General features: G+C 63.2%; 18 protein-coding genes. 13 read left to right on the top strand and 5 right to left on the bottom strand.

Features of this window, described 5'->3' with window-relative positions:
• The first annotated feature begins 3 nt into the window (after window positions 1-3).
• The 4 genes from K7R21_RS13395 (at window position 4) to K7R21_RS13380 (ending at window position 2,820) form a co-directional block, all read left to right on the top strand.
• Window positions 4-546, top strand: a complete 543-nt coding sequence (locus tag K7R21_RS13395; RefSeq protein WP_224983802.1) for a MerR family transcriptional regulator — start codon at window positions 4-6, stop codon at window positions 544-546.
• Between the two features lie 90 nt (window positions 547-636).
• Window positions 637-1,062 (top strand): four-helix bundle copper-binding protein, encoded by a 426-nt coding sequence (locus K7R21_RS13390; protein ID WP_224983801.1) that lies wholly within the window; start codon window positions 637-639, stop codon window positions 1,060-1,062.
• A 60-nt stretch (window positions 1,063-1,122) separates the two neighbouring features.
• The gene (locus tag K7R21_RS13385; RefSeq protein WP_224983800.1) at window positions 1,123-2,319 is read left to right on the top strand and encodes a hypothetical protein; all 1,197 of its coding nucleotides are present in this window, start codon (window positions 1,123-1,125) and stop codon (window positions 2,317-2,319) included.
• 51 nt (window positions 2,320-2,370) lie between these two features.
• The gene (locus K7R21_RS13380) at window positions 2,371-2,820 is read left to right on the top strand and encodes a YbhB/YbcL family Raf kinase inhibitor-like protein (protein WP_224983799.1); all 450 of its coding nucleotides are present in this window, start codon (window positions 2,371-2,373) and stop codon (window positions 2,818-2,820) included.
• Between the two features lie 65 nt (window positions 2,821-2,885).
• On the opposite strand, the gene K7R21_RS13375 is transcribed toward K7R21_RS13380, so the two are convergent.
• The gene (locus tag K7R21_RS13375) at window positions 2,886-3,293 is read right to left on the bottom strand and encodes a bacteriohemerythrin (RefSeq protein ID WP_224983798.1); all 408 of its coding nucleotides are present in this window, start codon (window positions 3,291-3,293) and stop codon (window positions 2,886-2,888) included.
• 91 nt (window positions 3,294-3,384) lie between these two features.
• Complete coding sequence (locus tag K7R21_RS13370) at window positions 3,385-3,753, bottom strand: hypothetical protein (protein ID WP_224983797.1); 369 nt, start codon at window positions 3,751-3,753, stop codon at window positions 3,385-3,387.
• 206 nt (window positions 3,754-3,959) lie between these two features.
• Here K7R21_RS13370 and K7R21_RS13365 point away from each other — a divergent pair, with 206 nt between their 5' ends.
• Complete coding sequence (locus tag K7R21_RS13365) at window positions 3,960-5,066, top strand: lipid II:glycine glycyltransferase FemX (RefSeq protein WP_224983796.1); 1,107 nt, start codon at window positions 3,960-3,962, stop codon at window positions 5,064-5,066.
• Between the two features lie 120 nt (window positions 5,067-5,186).
• A complete protein-coding gene (locus K7R21_RS13360) occupies window positions 5,187-5,384 on the top strand; it encodes an ArsR family transcriptional regulator (RefSeq protein WP_199390277.1) in 198 nt (65 codons plus the stop codon).
• A 167-nt stretch (window positions 5,385-5,551) separates the two neighbouring features.
• On the opposite strand, the gene K7R21_RS13355 is transcribed toward K7R21_RS13360, so the two are convergent.
• Genes K7R21_RS13355 through K7R21_RS13345 form a run of 3 tightly spaced genes read right to left on the bottom strand, consistent with a single transcriptional unit; the run spans window position 5,552 to window position 8,165 of the window.
• Complete coding sequence (locus K7R21_RS13355; protein WP_224983795.1) at window positions 5,552-7,186, bottom strand: ArnT family glycosyltransferase; 1,635 nt, start codon at window positions 7,184-7,186, stop codon at window positions 5,552-5,554.
• Window positions 7,158-7,451, bottom strand: coding sequence for a lipid-A-disaccharide synthase N-terminal domain-containing protein (locus K7R21_RS13350; protein WP_224983794.1), 294 nt, complete (start codon window positions 7,449-7,451; stop codon window positions 7,158-7,160). The genes K7R21_RS13355 and K7R21_RS13350 overlap by 29 nt, the downstream gene beginning before the upstream one ends.
• On the bottom strand, window positions 7,452-8,165 hold the full coding sequence (locus K7R21_RS13345; protein WP_224983793.1) for a glycosyltransferase family 2 protein: 714 nt from the start codon (window positions 8,163-8,165) through the stop codon (window positions 7,452-7,454). It lies immediately after the preceding gene.
• Between the two features lie 224 nt (window positions 8,166-8,389).
• Here K7R21_RS13345 and K7R21_RS13340 point away from each other — a divergent pair, with 224 nt between their 5' ends.
• Genes K7R21_RS13340 through K7R21_RS13310 form a run of 7 tightly spaced genes read left to right on the top strand, consistent with a single transcriptional unit; the run spans window position 8,390 to window position 13,847 of the window.
• A complete protein-coding gene (locus tag K7R21_RS13340) occupies window positions 8,390-9,391 on the top strand; it encodes a [citrate (pro-3S)-lyase] ligase (RefSeq protein WP_224983792.1) in 1,002 nt (333 codons plus the stop codon).
• Window positions 9,388-9,651: a citrate lyase acyl carrier protein gene (gene citD, locus K7R21_RS13335; RefSeq protein WP_224983791.1), complete on the top strand. Its 264-nt coding sequence runs from the start codon at window positions 9,388-9,390 to the stop codon at window positions 9,649-9,651. The genes K7R21_RS13340 and citD overlap by 4 nt, the downstream gene beginning before the upstream one ends.
• Window positions 9,652-10,128 carry a PPC domain-containing DNA-binding protein gene (locus K7R21_RS13330; RefSeq protein ID WP_224983790.1) on the top strand — a complete coding sequence of 159 codons (477 nt, stop codon included), beginning with the start codon at window positions 9,652-9,654 and terminating at the stop codon, window positions 10,126-10,128.
• Window positions 10,128-11,048 carry an HpcH/HpaI aldolase/citrate lyase family protein gene (locus tag K7R21_RS13325; protein ID WP_183350205.1) on the top strand — a complete coding sequence of 307 codons (921 nt, stop codon included), beginning with the start codon at window positions 10,128-10,130 and terminating at the stop codon, window positions 11,046-11,048. The genes K7R21_RS13330 and K7R21_RS13325 overlap by 1 nt, the downstream gene beginning before the upstream one ends.
• The gene (citF, locus tag K7R21_RS13320; RefSeq protein ID WP_224983789.1) at window positions 11,035-12,573 is read left to right on the top strand and encodes a citrate lyase subunit alpha; all 1,539 of its coding nucleotides are present in this window, start codon (window positions 11,035-11,037) and stop codon (window positions 12,571-12,573) included. The genes K7R21_RS13325 and citF overlap by 14 nt, the downstream gene beginning before the upstream one ends.
• A complete protein-coding gene (locus K7R21_RS13315; RefSeq protein WP_224983788.1) occupies window positions 12,548-13,042 on the top strand; it encodes a citrate lyase holo-[acyl-carrier protein] synthase in 495 nt (164 codons plus the stop codon). Before citF ends, K7R21_RS13315 begins: the two co-directional genes overlap by 26 nt.
• On the top strand, window positions 13,032-13,847 hold the full coding sequence (locus K7R21_RS13310) for a triphosphoribosyl-dephospho-CoA synthase (RefSeq protein WP_224983787.1): 816 nt from the start codon (window positions 13,032-13,034) through the stop codon (window positions 13,845-13,847). The genes K7R21_RS13315 and K7R21_RS13310 overlap by 11 nt, the downstream gene beginning before the upstream one ends.
• The last annotated feature ends 6 nt before the right edge of the window (window positions 13,848-13,853 follow it).

Genomic DNA, 13,853 nt, shown 5'->3' with positions numbered 1-13,853 from the left:
ATCATGTACCGCATCAGCCAGTTGGCCCGCAAGTTCGGCCTGTCCCGCAGCACGCTGCTCTACTACGACCAGGAGGGGCTCCTGTCCCCGTCCGGGCGTAGCGAGGCGGGCTACCGCCTGTATTCCGAGGCCGATCTCGAGCGTCTGGCCGCCATCGTTTCCTTCCGCAAGGCGGGGCTCTCCGTCGAGGAGACCCGCTCCCTGCTGGAACAGGAGCAGGGGGAAACATCCGTACTCAGCAAGCGACTTGCCGCCATCGGCGCCGAGATCCGTGCCCTGCAGGCCCAGCAGCATCTTTTGGCCCGGATGCTCCGGGTGCAGTCGGAGGGAGGATTCCCCGAAAGCGTGGACAAGGAGACCTGGGTGGCCATGCTGCGCGCCGCGGGGATGGACGACCAGGCCATGGAGACGTGGCATGTCGAGTTCGAGCGGCGCGCGCCCCAGGCGCATCACTCGTTCCTGCTCAGCCTCGGCATCTCGGAGCAGGAGGCGCTGGCGATCAGGGAGTGGTCCGCGGCGGCGGGGCGGCCTGCGTCGGAGCACTAGAACTTCCCTTCCCGCGTTGAATTCTCCAGGCATATGGTTAGAATGTGCTAATTGTTTGTACGCCATTCCAACCAGACCAAGGAGAACTGCATGAAAACAACCGAGATGTTCGCTGCCCACCCCAGAAAACTCACCATGGACGTCACCGCCATCACCGAGTGCATCAACTCGCTAGTTGAGTGCGCGGATGTTTGCACCAGCTGCGCCGATGCCTGCCTAGGCGAGCAGATGGTGCAAAACCTCACCAAGTGCATCAGTCTCAACCTGGACTGCGCCGACATCTGCCAGACCACCTCCCGCATCCTTGCCCGCCAGACCGATCCCGTCCCCCAACTGCTCAGGACCCAACTCGAAAGCTGCGCCGTCGCCTGCCGCCTGTGCATGCAGGAGTGCGAGGTCCACTCCGAAATGCACCAGCACTGCCGTATCTGCCGGGCTACCTGCCAAAACTGCGAGAAAATCTGCCAGGACCTGATCTCGCGCCTGTCCGAGGGAACCAGGACCACCTTCCTGTAACAGTGCAGGGGCGGCTCAGGCCGCCCCCATTCCGAGCCGGAACAAGACCAGGAGGCTGCCATGAGCAAGCTGGCCTGTAACGTCGTTGCCTATCGACCTGACCCGGAATTGCTGGCCGCACGGTTCCAGCCACGCCAGGCGGAGGTGCTACTGGAGCAGGCAGAGGGGCTGCTGGCGCGCGCCGTGGCGGAATTCAGGGAATACGCAGCGCTGGACCGCGCCTGGCAGGAACTAAGCCACGACCTGGAGATCCTAAAGCAGGAACTGGAACTGGACCGGCGGCGAGTGCAAGGGGAGGAACCGGCGGCGGAAGAGCCCGTGTCGGAACCGGCGGCTGCCGAGGCACAGGAAAAGGAAGAGGGAGAAGCAGCACACCACGACACGGAAGGGGCGCCAGCAGAGGGAGCATCCGAGGCAGAGGCTGCCGTAGAGCCCACGGTGGCGGAGGAGCCGACTGCCATAACCAGCATGCTCGAGTTGCGTGGCGAGTCGATCCGGCGCAGGAGGGAGCTGACCGGTCCGGGAGGCCCACTGGCGCTCGATGAGCAGCGCGACCTGGTGCTCGGGCGCCTGTGCCGCGACTACGAGGAGGGGCTGAACCGGGTCGCGGTGGCGGAGGAAGGGTTGCGGCGTATCTTCGGGTACGAGGTGGCGTCGCCGCTCAGTTCCTGGTCGGAAACGCTGGGCGCCTCCCTGGCCAGCAACCTAATCTGGACCAGGAACGCACTTGAATGGCTCGCGCTGTACCGCCAGGGGGAGCAGACTTTCACCCGCGCCTTCTCCGTGCGCGCCTTGATGAACCGCAACGCCTGGGGGCAGTTGCGCCACGCCCGGGACAGCTTTCCGGTGCGACTCCAGGTCCCAAGCGAATTGTTCCAGGGCTTCGAGAACTGCCGCTTCCGCGGCGTGAGCGCGTCGCTGCTCGGCGAGGCAGGCGGAGTGCCGTGGTCGGCGCTGCTGCGGCTCCCCGAGACGGCGTACTACCTGCGGAGCGGGCAGCGGGTGGAGGTGGACCAACGCGAACTCTCAGAGATCATCCTCGGGCGGGTGGAGAACCGGCGTTCGGTGCGCCGCTCCGAGTTCTGCGGCATGGTTACCCACCTCAATGTGAGCCCGGTGGGGCGGCCGGTGAACGAGGGACAATGGCACGTGGAATTGCTGCGGCCGGTGGGTGCGGTAACGGAGCAGTTCGCACAGGTGGACGACCTGGTCATCGAGGTAAAGGTTGCCGCGGTGGCGCAGGGGAGGGAACGATGACGAGGTGTGCCAGCGCATCCGCGCCGGTACAACAGGACAAGGGGGTGACTCATGGAAAAGATGCGGTTGACCAGCCCGGCCTTCCACGACAACGGGCGCATTCCGGCCAGGTACACCTGCGACGGCGACAACATGAACCCCGAGCTGCGGTTCGAGAACATCCCGGAAGGGGCCAAGTCGCTGGCGCTGGTCATGGAGGACCCGGATGCCCCGAACGGGTTGTGGGTGCACTGGATACTCTGGAACATCGGCCCCAGGGTGACGACGCTGGTGGAGCAGGCCGAGCCGCGCGAGGTGGTGATCGGAAAGAACAGCTGGGGGCATAACCAGTACGGCGGGCCGTGCCCGCCGTCAGGGAGCCACCGCTACATCTTCCGGCTCTACGCGCTGGACACCACCCTGGAACTGGCGGGGACCGCCAGCAAGGGGCAGTTGGACGTTGCCATGCAGGATCACATCCTGGCGGAGGTTTCGCTTACCGGGACTTACAGCGAGGGCTAACAGCAGTGACAACCAGGAGAAGGACGAAGGCACCCGGTTACCATCTGCCGGGTGCCTTCTTTCGTTCAGGATTCGGTGCGTTCGTTGAGGTAGTTGGTGAAGGCGCGGTCCGTGTTCTGGATGTGTCCCACCAGCCAATCCTTGAGGAACACCAGGACGTCGATGGCGACGAAGGATTCGCCGGCTTCGGAGCGGTCCTTGAAGTTGTGGACGGAGTTGATGAACTTGCGGTGGGCGGCGGCGTGCGAAGCTGCAGCGGCATAATTGACCTGCGCCATCAGCTGCTCTTCGGTCCCAAAATGGTACTGGGTGTAATCGAGCAGCTCCGCGACCACTTCCCCAAGTTCGTGGCTGTGGTCGTGCATCATGAGTGCTCGATAGCACCGGTTCAGGATATCGACCAACTTGTGGTGATGTTCGTCTATTTGCGGCATGTCCAGGATCAGCGTATCGTCCCACTCTACCAGTATCATTGGTTACTCCACCTGCACCTGTCAAAAATAAACCTACTCAGTTATATTCTTCGGCAGCATCCAGACAAAACTGCAACCCTTTTTATTGTGGCTACTTGAATGCAATCACTTCCAGGTGACCATAGTCCCCCCGTTGTGCCTTGAGGGCGCGCCGCTCAAATTCTTTCTCCCTTCTTTGGCGCGCGACTTCTCCTCCGTCGCCGGTAGCGCCACGCGACAGCGCTCGCTGCAGCACCAGCCCACCCACCACCAGTGAGGCGAGGGCGTACTTACGCTTGTAGAGCAGCCCGAACGCGCCCCCGACCAGCAGCGCCGTACGCGGGTCGCCAAGGAATTCCAGTACCGACTGCAGCCCGAGCTTCAGGGTCAGTTCTCTGACTTGCGGGTTCAGGTTGCCCCGCTGGTCCTCCCGGTAGTTGAGGGGGAGGTCGGCCAGCCGTGCCAGTTTGTCGCTGTTCATGCGATGGCTCCTTTTACCGGGGATAACGACGACGAAGGTTATCTTAACAGCGCCGCCCGGTTCCTCAATGTCCGCCCCCGTTTTTTCACCTATGATCCGGAACGTTATGGAAGAAGGGAGCGCTAAAAGTGCCCCGCTTGACTTCGCGACCATCGCCGATAAAGTGAGGTTTTGTTAATTTACCCGAGGTGCGTGGGGGTATAGCCATGGCTGCCAACGTGCGCAGGGAGCTGGTCGAGGGGACCCTCGGCAACAGTGTCAGCATCATCGATCCGCTTCGTAACCACCGCTGGGACCGCTTCGTACTGCAGCACCCGTACGGCTGGATTACGCACCTGTCAGGCTGGAAGCGGGTACTGGATGCCAATTTCCCCCACATGACCGGTTACTACCTGGTCCTCAAGGATGCGCTGGGAGGGATCCGCGCGGCGCTCCCGGTATATGCCGTGGAGAGCTGGCTGATAGGTCGGCGGCTGGTGAGCATCCCGTTCGCCACCCTGTGCGACCCGCTGGCAACCGAGGCCGCCGACGCGGAGCTGCTGAGCGAGGCGGTGCTGCGCCTGGCGGAACGACTCGGTATCTCCCGCGTCGAGATCAGGACCGCAGCGGCGGCGCACCTGTTGAACCGGGACCGGTTCCACGCGGACTGCCTGCACAAGCACCACTTCCTGCCGCTATGCCCCGACCCGGAGCTGGTCCGGCAGCGCTTCCACCGCAGTTGCGTGCGCCAGCGCATCGCCCGCGCCGAAAAGTGCAACCTTAGTCTCATCCGGGGCAAACGCGAGTCGGACCTCAGGGAGTTTTACCTGCTGCACCGGCTCACCAGGAAGAGGAAAGGACTGCCGCCGCATCCCTACCAGCTGGTAAAGGCGCTCTGGCAGACCTTTGGACCGCAGGGGGTGGTGGAACTGCTGTTGTGCCGCCGGGGGAACGAGACCATCGGCGGACTGATTCTCTTCAAGTACAAAGAGCGCGTCTCCATCGAGTACTCCGCGATGAACGTCCTGCACAACGACTCCAGCCCGGTGCATTTCCTGTTCTGGCACGCCATCCGTGAGGCCTGCCTGGATGGGTACCGGGTGCTCGACTTCGGGCAGACCTCGCAGCACAACAAGAGCCTGATGGAATTCAAATCGCACTGGGGAGCACAGGTCACCGACCTTCCCCATTTCCTCTACCCCAACATCCCACCACGCTCCAGGGCCGAGGGGGAGGAGTCCATCGCCAAGAAATTGTTGCAGTTCGTCTGCAACAAGGCGCCCGATACGGCACTCAGCTACCTGGGCAATTTCTGTTACCGCCACCTGGGATAGCGGCAGTTGGTTTTGAAGGTTTCTCTGCTACCCTTTGTTGCGCCGGGTTAATACTTCTTAACGGCCCGGCAAGCCACCGTGGTTCTGGATCATCCCTGACCGGGATGGAAGGAGGAAGACATGGCCGAGGCAAGAAGGATCCAGATTCAAGAGGCGCGCAGGAAGGTGCAGGCGGGTGAAGCACTCTTCGTCTGCGCATACGACAGCGAGGAGATGTGTGGTGGCATTCGCCTCGAAAAGGCCTGGACGCTGGGTGAGTTCAACGCCAGGCTTCCCGAGCTGAAAAAGGACCAGGAGATCATCTTCTACTGCAATTGACCGCAGGAGCACACGTCTGCCGGTCGGGCAGCTGAATTTGCAGAGAAGGGATACACCAAGGTCTGGGCGCTGCAGGGCGGGGTGAACGCCTGGAAGGAGGCGGGGTACAAATAGGTTCCGCGGACCCGAAAAAGAGGGCCCTCCGGTTATGCCGGGGGGCCCTCTTGTTATTCAGGGGTGGATGCTGCCGGTGTGTCCTTCTTGTCCGGGGGCGCGGCAAGGTAGCTAGCGATACCGTCCCGATTCCACATAACCGCTTGCCTGCTCCGGAAGGGCTGCAGGAAGTAGTAGTACCTGGGGTCGATGTGCTCGGTGTCTTTCTCGTAGGTGATCAGCGCCACCTTGTCGTGGCTGGCCGCGTAGGCGCGGATCTCATCCTTGCCGTTCAGTTCAACCAGGGGTTGGCTCAACCTCCCCAGGAAATGGAATTGACCGTGATACTTGCCGTCGTGCAGCACCTGGTACCCCTCGGCCTGTTTCTGCCGCACCGCCTGGGCGATAGGGTGCAGGTCGTAGCGCTGGTACATCGCGTTGCCGCCAATCAGCACCAACAGGCAGCAGGCCAGGGAGGAGGTGGCCACCTGGTTGAGCAGGGCCGCCATGGTGCGAGGGCGCAGCAGGAAGAGCACCGTCCCGAGCACGATGAGGCCTACCGCGGCGATCCTGATCTCCATGAGGTCGAAGTGCTTGAGCAGTTGACCGTGCCGGATCAAGGACGCGGTGATCAGGCCGGCGCCCAAGAAGAGGTAGAGGCCGGCAATGGGGAGCCGGTAACGTGCTACCTCTCCGTGCTCCTCGCCGGCGCTTTTGGCCATGAGCAGGCTGAAGGTCGGCAGCACCGGGATCAGGTAGTGCACCTGCTTGCCGCTCAAAAGCGAGAAGATCACCAGGCTCCCCGCGCACCAGACCAGCAGCATCCTGAAGCCGGGGTCGGCGCTAAGGCGCTTCCATGCCCGCCAGGCGGGCGGGAACAGGGTCCACGGGAGCAGCAGGGTCGGGATCCAGGGGAGGTACCACCAGATGGGACGTCTGTGCGCGAACGATTTGGCCATGCGGTTCACTGTCTGCCCCCACAGGATGGCACGCCGGTAGGTCTCACTGCCGTAAAGCACGGCGGGCAGGAGCCAGAAGAGCACCACGGCGATCCCGATCAGCACCGAGAGGCCGAGCCAGCCGTACCACTTGCCGGAAAGGCGCTCCTTGGGAACCCAGAGAAAGCCGAGCAGGGCCACCGGGAGGACGTAGACCAGCACCACCGGCCCCTTGGTGAGGATGCCGCCTCCGATGGCGACGCCGAGTTGCAGGTAGCAGGCGAAGCGGTGTTCCCGGGCCGCCGAGATCACGGCCAGCACGGCGACCAGCACCCAAAAGGCCAGCACCACGTCAAACATGATCACGCTGGACCAGAGCAGGTAGGAAAGCATGGAGGCGAGGATGACCGCAGCGTGGCGCGCCACCTGCCGGTCGTCCCACAGCTTCATTGCGATGCGGTGCACCAGGGTGAGGTTGAAAAGGCTGAAGAGGAGCGGGATGAAGCGCAGCGTCCACTCGTTGACCCCGAACAGGAGCCAGTCCAGATCCAGCAGCCAGAAGAGCAGCGGCGGCTTGTGCGAGTAGGGGAGGCCGTTTTGCAGCGGCACGATGTAGGAGTTGTTGTGCCACATCTCCCACGCCACGCCGAGGTAGCGGGTTTCGTCCACCGGGAAGTACGGGAGCCGCAGGGCGAACACGATCACTGGGATGACCAGGATCGCGAAGGGAAGGCGCAGTTCTTTAATCAGCAGGCGAATCGTTTGCGCCATCTTTCTTTTCCTTGTGGATGAAGAAGAGGTTCCTGAGATAGACGGTGGTGCCGAAGGCCTGTCCCAGGATGAAGACCGGGTCTTTGCGGTACAGCGAGTAGACCAGCAGGATCAGCGAGCCGAAGATACTGAAGTACCAGAACGATTCGGGGATGACGCTCTTTCTCTTTCTCTCGGTGGCGATCCATTGCACCACGAAGCGCATGGTGAAGAAGAACTGCCCGGCCAGGCCGATGGCCACCCAGGCCTTTTCCGTTAAAACCATCTAGTCGCACCTCGTGATCTTTACGTTCTTGGCACGCATGCGCAGCCAGCACACCCCGAAGATGTCGATAATGCCGACCCAGAGGCGGTTCAGGGTGCCGTACTTGGATACCCCGGCGGTACGCGGACGGTGGTGCACCTCGACGGAGATGACGTCGCCACCCTTCATCTTGATCAGCGCGGGGAGGAAACGGTGCATGTGGTCGAAGAAGGGGAGCTCCAGGAAGGCGGCGCGGTAGAAGACCTTCAGGCCGCAGCCGGTGTCGGGAGTCTCGTCGCGCAAGAAGGAGCGGCGGTAGGCATTGGCGATCTTGGAACAGATGATGCGCCAGACGTGGTCGTCCCTTTTCTTGCGGAACCCGGCCACCATCTTGAGGTTGGGGTTGTCGCTTGCCAGGATTGCCTCAACCATCTTGGGGACGTCGGCGGGATTGTTCTGGCCGTCGCCGTCCATGGTGGCGATGATGGTGCCGCTGGCCTGCCTGATGCCGGTAGACACCGCCGCGCTCTGGCCATAGGCACGGTCATGCTGGACGACCTTGAGGGAGGGGACCGAGTTCTTCAGGGCGAGCAGTCGGGCATGGGTATCGTCGGTGCTTCCGTCGTCAACGACGACGATTTCACATTCAAACCCGGTGGCGACGATTTCCTGTACCAGGTTCCCTATGTTGTCTGCCTCGTTGTGGGCAGGTATCACGATTGAGATAGTAGTCATAATTCTCTGCTTTTTCAGATGGATACTGCGTTAAATGGGACCAGTGGACAATTCGACAACATAGCACAGCCTATGTGCGATTCATAGCTTTTTCTAACTCTATCCTTGTGCTGCTATAGAGGCGGATCACGTATCCTTACCGGCAGCACCTGCCATGATCAAGCAAAGATGAAAATTTGGTATACGCGGTTACGTTTACAACTGATTGGTGCTAGTCTTTGCGAATGGTTACTTCACTGCTTTCCACCGACGATCTCACACAGGCCCGGGCCTTGTTGGAAGCGACCGGCCTGCAGTTCGAGACACCCTATGACGATATGGTCGGCATCTTCGAGGCCGGGCGGCTGGTCGCCGTTGGCGCCCGGCAGGGGCGCACCCTGAAGATGCTGGCGGTGGCGCCGTCGCACCAAGGGGGGACCCTGCTGGACGAGGTGGTCACCGAACTGGTCGGCCGCGGCTATCAGGACGGGGTCGACTCCTTTTTCGTCTTCACCTCGCCCACCCTGGTGCCCAACTTCGAGACGCTCAACTTCAACCTGCTGGTCGCCACTGGCAAGACCGCGCTCCTGGAGTACGGCGATGGCCTCAAGCGCTACCTCGCCCGCTTCACCCGCCTCATCCGGCCCGGCAACAACGGCGCCATCGTCGCCAACTGCAACCCATTCACGCTGGGGCATCGCCACCTGGTGGAGCAGGCCGCGGTCGCCGTGGACCAGCTCTTCCTCTTCGTGGTCCGCGAGGAACGTTCCCTGTTCCCCTTCGGTACCCGCATGCGCATGGTGCAGGACGGCACCGCCGACCTCCCTAACGTCACCGTGGTGGACACCTCGTGGTACGCCGTCTCCAGCATCACCTTCCCGACCTATTTTCTCAAAGACGGTGACCCCGGCGGGGCCATCCAGATGGAGCTCGACATCATGCTCTTCGCGCAGCGGATAGCGCCGCACTTCCACGTGAAGAAGCGTTTCGTCGGGAACGAGCCCTTGTGCGGCACCACCGCCGCCTACAACGAGACTATGCACCGGATCCTCCCCCCGCTGGGTATCGAGGTGTGCGAGATAGAGAGAACATATGCGGACCAGCAACCTATATCCGCCTCCCGCGTGCGTGACATGCTGCTGCGCGGCGAACTGGAGGGGATCGCGGAACTGGTGCCGGTCAGCACCCTGGACTTCCTCCTCTCCAGCGAGGGGATCAAGATCTGGGACAAGGGAGGAGCGAAATGAAGATCGTGAAGAAGGCGCAGGCCGGGACCATGCAGTCCAGCGACCTGATGGTGTTCCTGGAGCCGGCCGAGACGCTCAACGTGACCATAGAGTCGACGGTCCTCAAGCAGTTCGGGGCGCTGATCCGGGCCAAGGTGGACGAGGTGCTGCAAAAGCATGGCATAGACGCGGGCGAGGTGCGCATCACCGACCGCGGCGCGCTCGACTACGCTATCGAGGCGCGCCTGGAGACGGCCATCATGCGGGCAACGGAGGGGTAAATGGAAGGGCTCTGGTACAAGGAGTGTAGTAACGGAAGGCGCTTCATCATCAAGATTACGCCGGGTGAAAGTCTCACCACCCGGCTTTTGCAATTCGCCCACCTGACCGACGTGCGCTACGCCATGATCGTTTCCGCGCTGGGGAGCGTCAAGAACGTGCGCCTGAGGGGGATCAAGACCGGTGCCAAGCTTCCCATCACCCCGCCGCGGGTCACCATCCACGACATCGAGGGGCCCTGCGAGCTTCTGGGGCTGCAGGGGAACATCGTTCCCGGCGAGGATGACCTTTTGGACTGCCACTTCCACATCATCATGTCCAAGTCTTCGGGCGAGGTGGTGGGTGGGCATCTCTACGACGCCGAGGTCTTCGCCACCTGCGAGATCGTCCTCACCGAGCTGGACGTCTCCGGCGTCGAGCGCCACGTTTCCAAGGTAGGGGGGATCCCCACCATCTATATCGACGAGGAGGCGCCCTGATGGCCGGCTTCAAGCTGCGACGCTCCCTGCTCTACGTCCCGGGCAACATGCCCTCCATGCTCCAGAACATCCCCATCTTCAACTGCGATTCCGTCATCATCGACCTCGAGGACGCCGTCCCCCTCTCCGAGAAGGACGCGGCGCGCCACCTGGTCAAGCGCTTCCTGTTGAACTACACCGACCGCAACAAGGAACTCCTGGTCCGCATCAATCCGCTCGATACCAAGTGGGGCTACGAGGACCTGAAGGTGGTGCTCCCGGCCATGCCTGACGGCATCCGGCTTCCCAAAGCGGATACTCCGGAAATAGTGGAACGGCTGGATACGCTTTTGACCGAGTTCGAGGAGGAGCTGGAGGTTGAGATCGGCCGCTTCGGCATCCTGCCCTCGTTGGAGAGCGCACTCGGCGTCATCAACGCGGTCGGCATCGCCAATAGTTCCGAGCGCATCTTCGCCCTCGCCTTCGGCGCCGAGGATTACACCGCCAGCATGGAGATCGAGAGAAGCCGCGGCGGCGAGGAGCTCTTCAACGCCAGGACCCGCGTGCTCTGGGCTGCGAAGGCCAAGGGGATCCAGGCGGTTGACACCATCTTCGCCGACGTCTCCGACATGGAGGGGCTCAGGGCCGAGACCGAACTGGCGAAAAGGCTCGGCTACACGGGCAAGTGCCTGGTGAACCCGCGCCAGATCGAGGTGGTGCACGACGTGTTCGCCCCCAAGCAGCACGAGGTGGAGTACGCCCTGCAGGTCATCGAGGCGATCCAGCGAGCCCGCCAACTGGGTACCGGCGTCATCGCCCTCGGCGGCAAGATGGTGGACGCCCCGGTGGTGAAGCGCGCCGCCCGCGTGCTGCGCACCGCCTACGCCCACGGCATGGTGGACACCCTGATCGACGAGGAGGCGATACATGGCGCTCAATAGCCTGGGACGGGAGATCCCGGAAAGCTACGCGGGGAAACCGCTCATACCTTATAGCGACCCGTTCGCCCTCCGCCCGCAGGGAAAGGTGGCGGCCCGCCCGCTGAAGCGGGTGAACCCAGGGGCGAACAAGCGCCTCTCATCGCTGCGGGAGGCGATCGAGGCCAGCGGGCTCAAAGACGGCATGACCATCGCCACGCACCATTCCTTGCGCAACGGCGATTTCCTCTTGAACCGGATCGTGGCCGAAATCGCGGCGCTGGGGCTCAAGGGGATCTGGATTGCCTCCTCCTCAGTGCACCCGGTGCACGCCGAGATCATCCCACACATCAAGAGCGGCGTCATCGCCGGCTTCCAGTGCGGCGTGAACGGCCTGATCGGCGAGATGGCCACCAAGGGTGAACTCTCCTGCCCCATCGTGGTCCGGACCCACGGCGGCCGCGCCCGCTCGGTCATCGAGGGGAGCGTGCCCATCGACGTCGCTTTCATCGCCGCCCCCTGTTGCGACGAGTACGGCAACATGAACGGCTACTACGGCCCCTCGGCCTGCGGCAGCCTGGGCTACGCCCAGATCGACGCCACCTACGCCTCCTGCGTCGTCGCAGTTACCGACAACCTGGTCCCCTTTCCGGTGGTCCCGGTCAGCATCCCGCAAACCCTCGTGGACTACGTGGTGGTCGTGGACCGGCTCGGGGACCCGGCCAAGATCGTTTCCACCACCACCCGCGTCACCACCGATCCCGTCGGCCTGCAGATCGCGAGCTATGCCGCGCAGGTGATCGAGGCGGCGGGGCTGTTGCGGGACGGCTTCTCCTTCCAGACCGGCTCGGGGGGCATCTCGCTGGCCGTGGCCGAGAAAGTACGTAACGCCATGCGCAAGGGCTCCATCAAGGGTAGCTTTGGCTGCGGCGGCATAACCGGTTATTTCGTGGACATGCTGGAGGAGGGGCTCTTCTCGGCGCTCATGGACGTGCAGTGCTTCGACCAGGAGGCGGTGCAGTCCATCGGGAGAAACCGCGCCCACCAGGAGATCAGCGCCGACATGTACGCCAACCCCTTCAACGCCGGGGCCGTGGTGAACCGGCTCGACTGTGTCATCCTCGGGGCCACCGAGGTCGACACCTCCTTCAACGTCAACGTGAACACCGAGTCCAACGGCTACTTGCTGCACAACACGGGTGGACACTCGGACACCGCGGCCGGCGCCAAGCTCTCCATCATCGTCGCGCCCTCCATCCGCGGGCGGCTCCCCATCGTCAGGGACCGGGTCACCACCATCACCACACCCGGCGAGACCATCGGCGTGGTGGTTACCGAGCGCGGCATCGCGGTCAACGACAAGCACGCCGAACTGAAGGAAGAACTGATCCGGAGGAAGCTCCCGGTCAAGGAGATCGAGGAGTTGCAACGCGAGATCTGCCGGGTCACCGGCACGCCGCGCCCGCTCGAGTTCGAAGACGAGGTGGTGGCGGTGATCGAGTACCGGGACGGGAGCATCATCGATGTCGTCAGACGCGTTAAGGAATAGCATCCTGGCAGCGCGGGACAGCCGCCAGGAGCTTCTGGACGGGCTGTTCCCGACCCCGTTCCCGGCCACGGTGATGCTGTCGCTTAACCTGCCGGGGGCGGAGAAGGCCGGGCCGCACGCTGAGCGGCTGTTTGCATGGGGAGAAAAGGAACTCCTCTCGGCCCTCAAGGTGACACCGGCGTTTTCCGGTGCGGATGCCCTGGGGCCGTTTGCCCTGTACCGTACCCGGCTCCAGGCCACCCAAGTGAAACGATTGGGGATGGCGCTGGAGGCCATGCACCCGGCCGGACGGCTTCTCGATCTCGACGTCTACGATCATGCCGGCCGCCAGGTCGGTCGCGCCGAACTGGACATCGCCCCCCGCAGTTGCCTGATCTGCCGCGAGCCCGCTCTCGCCTGCATCCATGCCAAGCGCCACAGCACCGAGGATTTGGTGCTGAAGGCACGGGCGGTGATCGATGCCATCTGAACTGAGGCGACTGGCCGATAACCTGGTGCGCGGTGCCTTCATGGAACTCTACCTGACCCCCAAGCCCGGGCTCGTCGACCTGAACGATGCCGGCTCCCACCACGACCTCTCCATCAGCCGCATGGAAGCATCCCTGGCAGTAGTCTCCGGTTACCTCCGCCGCCTGGCCGATTCGCTGACGCGGGGCGAGGAACTTTCGGCCCAAGTGCGTTTAGGGGTCGAGGCGGAGCAGGCGATGCTGGAGCGTGCCGGCACCAACTGCCACAAGGGGTACATCTTCTTGAGCGGGCTCCTGTTAACTGCGGCCGCCCGGTCGCATAGGGCAGGAGAGGCGGCGCTCAGCGAGGCGGTTGCGGATATCGCCGCCCGTCTTTTCGACGCACCCGGGCAGGGCGACAGCAACGGCAGCCGCGCTTGCGACAGCTACGGTGCCCGGGGCATCAGGGGCGAGGCCCTGGACGGGCTCCCGGCGCTGTTTCGGGAGGCGCTCCCCGCCTTTCGCCGGGAGCTAGCGGAGGGCAACAGGGGAAGCGCGGTGTACGCCATGCTGGGGCGCCTCATGGCCACCGTGGAGGACACCACCGCGCTGCACCGCTGCGGCAGGGAAGGGCTGACCACGGTCAAGGCGGATGGACGGACGTTGCAGCTTATGGTTGAGCAGCGCGACGACTTCATGAGTTTTCTGTCCCAGCGCAACGAGCACTACATGAGCCGCAACCTTACCATGGGTGGAGTGGCCGACCTGTTGGCCCTCTCCTTTGCATGGCTTAGCCACACTGGCGAGCTGGAGCCCACCCCGCAGTAGCCTCGC

This window comes from Geomonas agri, from assembly GCF_020179605.1.
Taxonomy (GTDB): domain Bacteria; phylum Desulfobacterota; class Desulfuromonadia; order Geobacterales; family Geobacteraceae; genus Geomonas; species Geomonas agri.
This window is presented reverse-complemented; position numbering and strand designations above follow the sequence as displayed.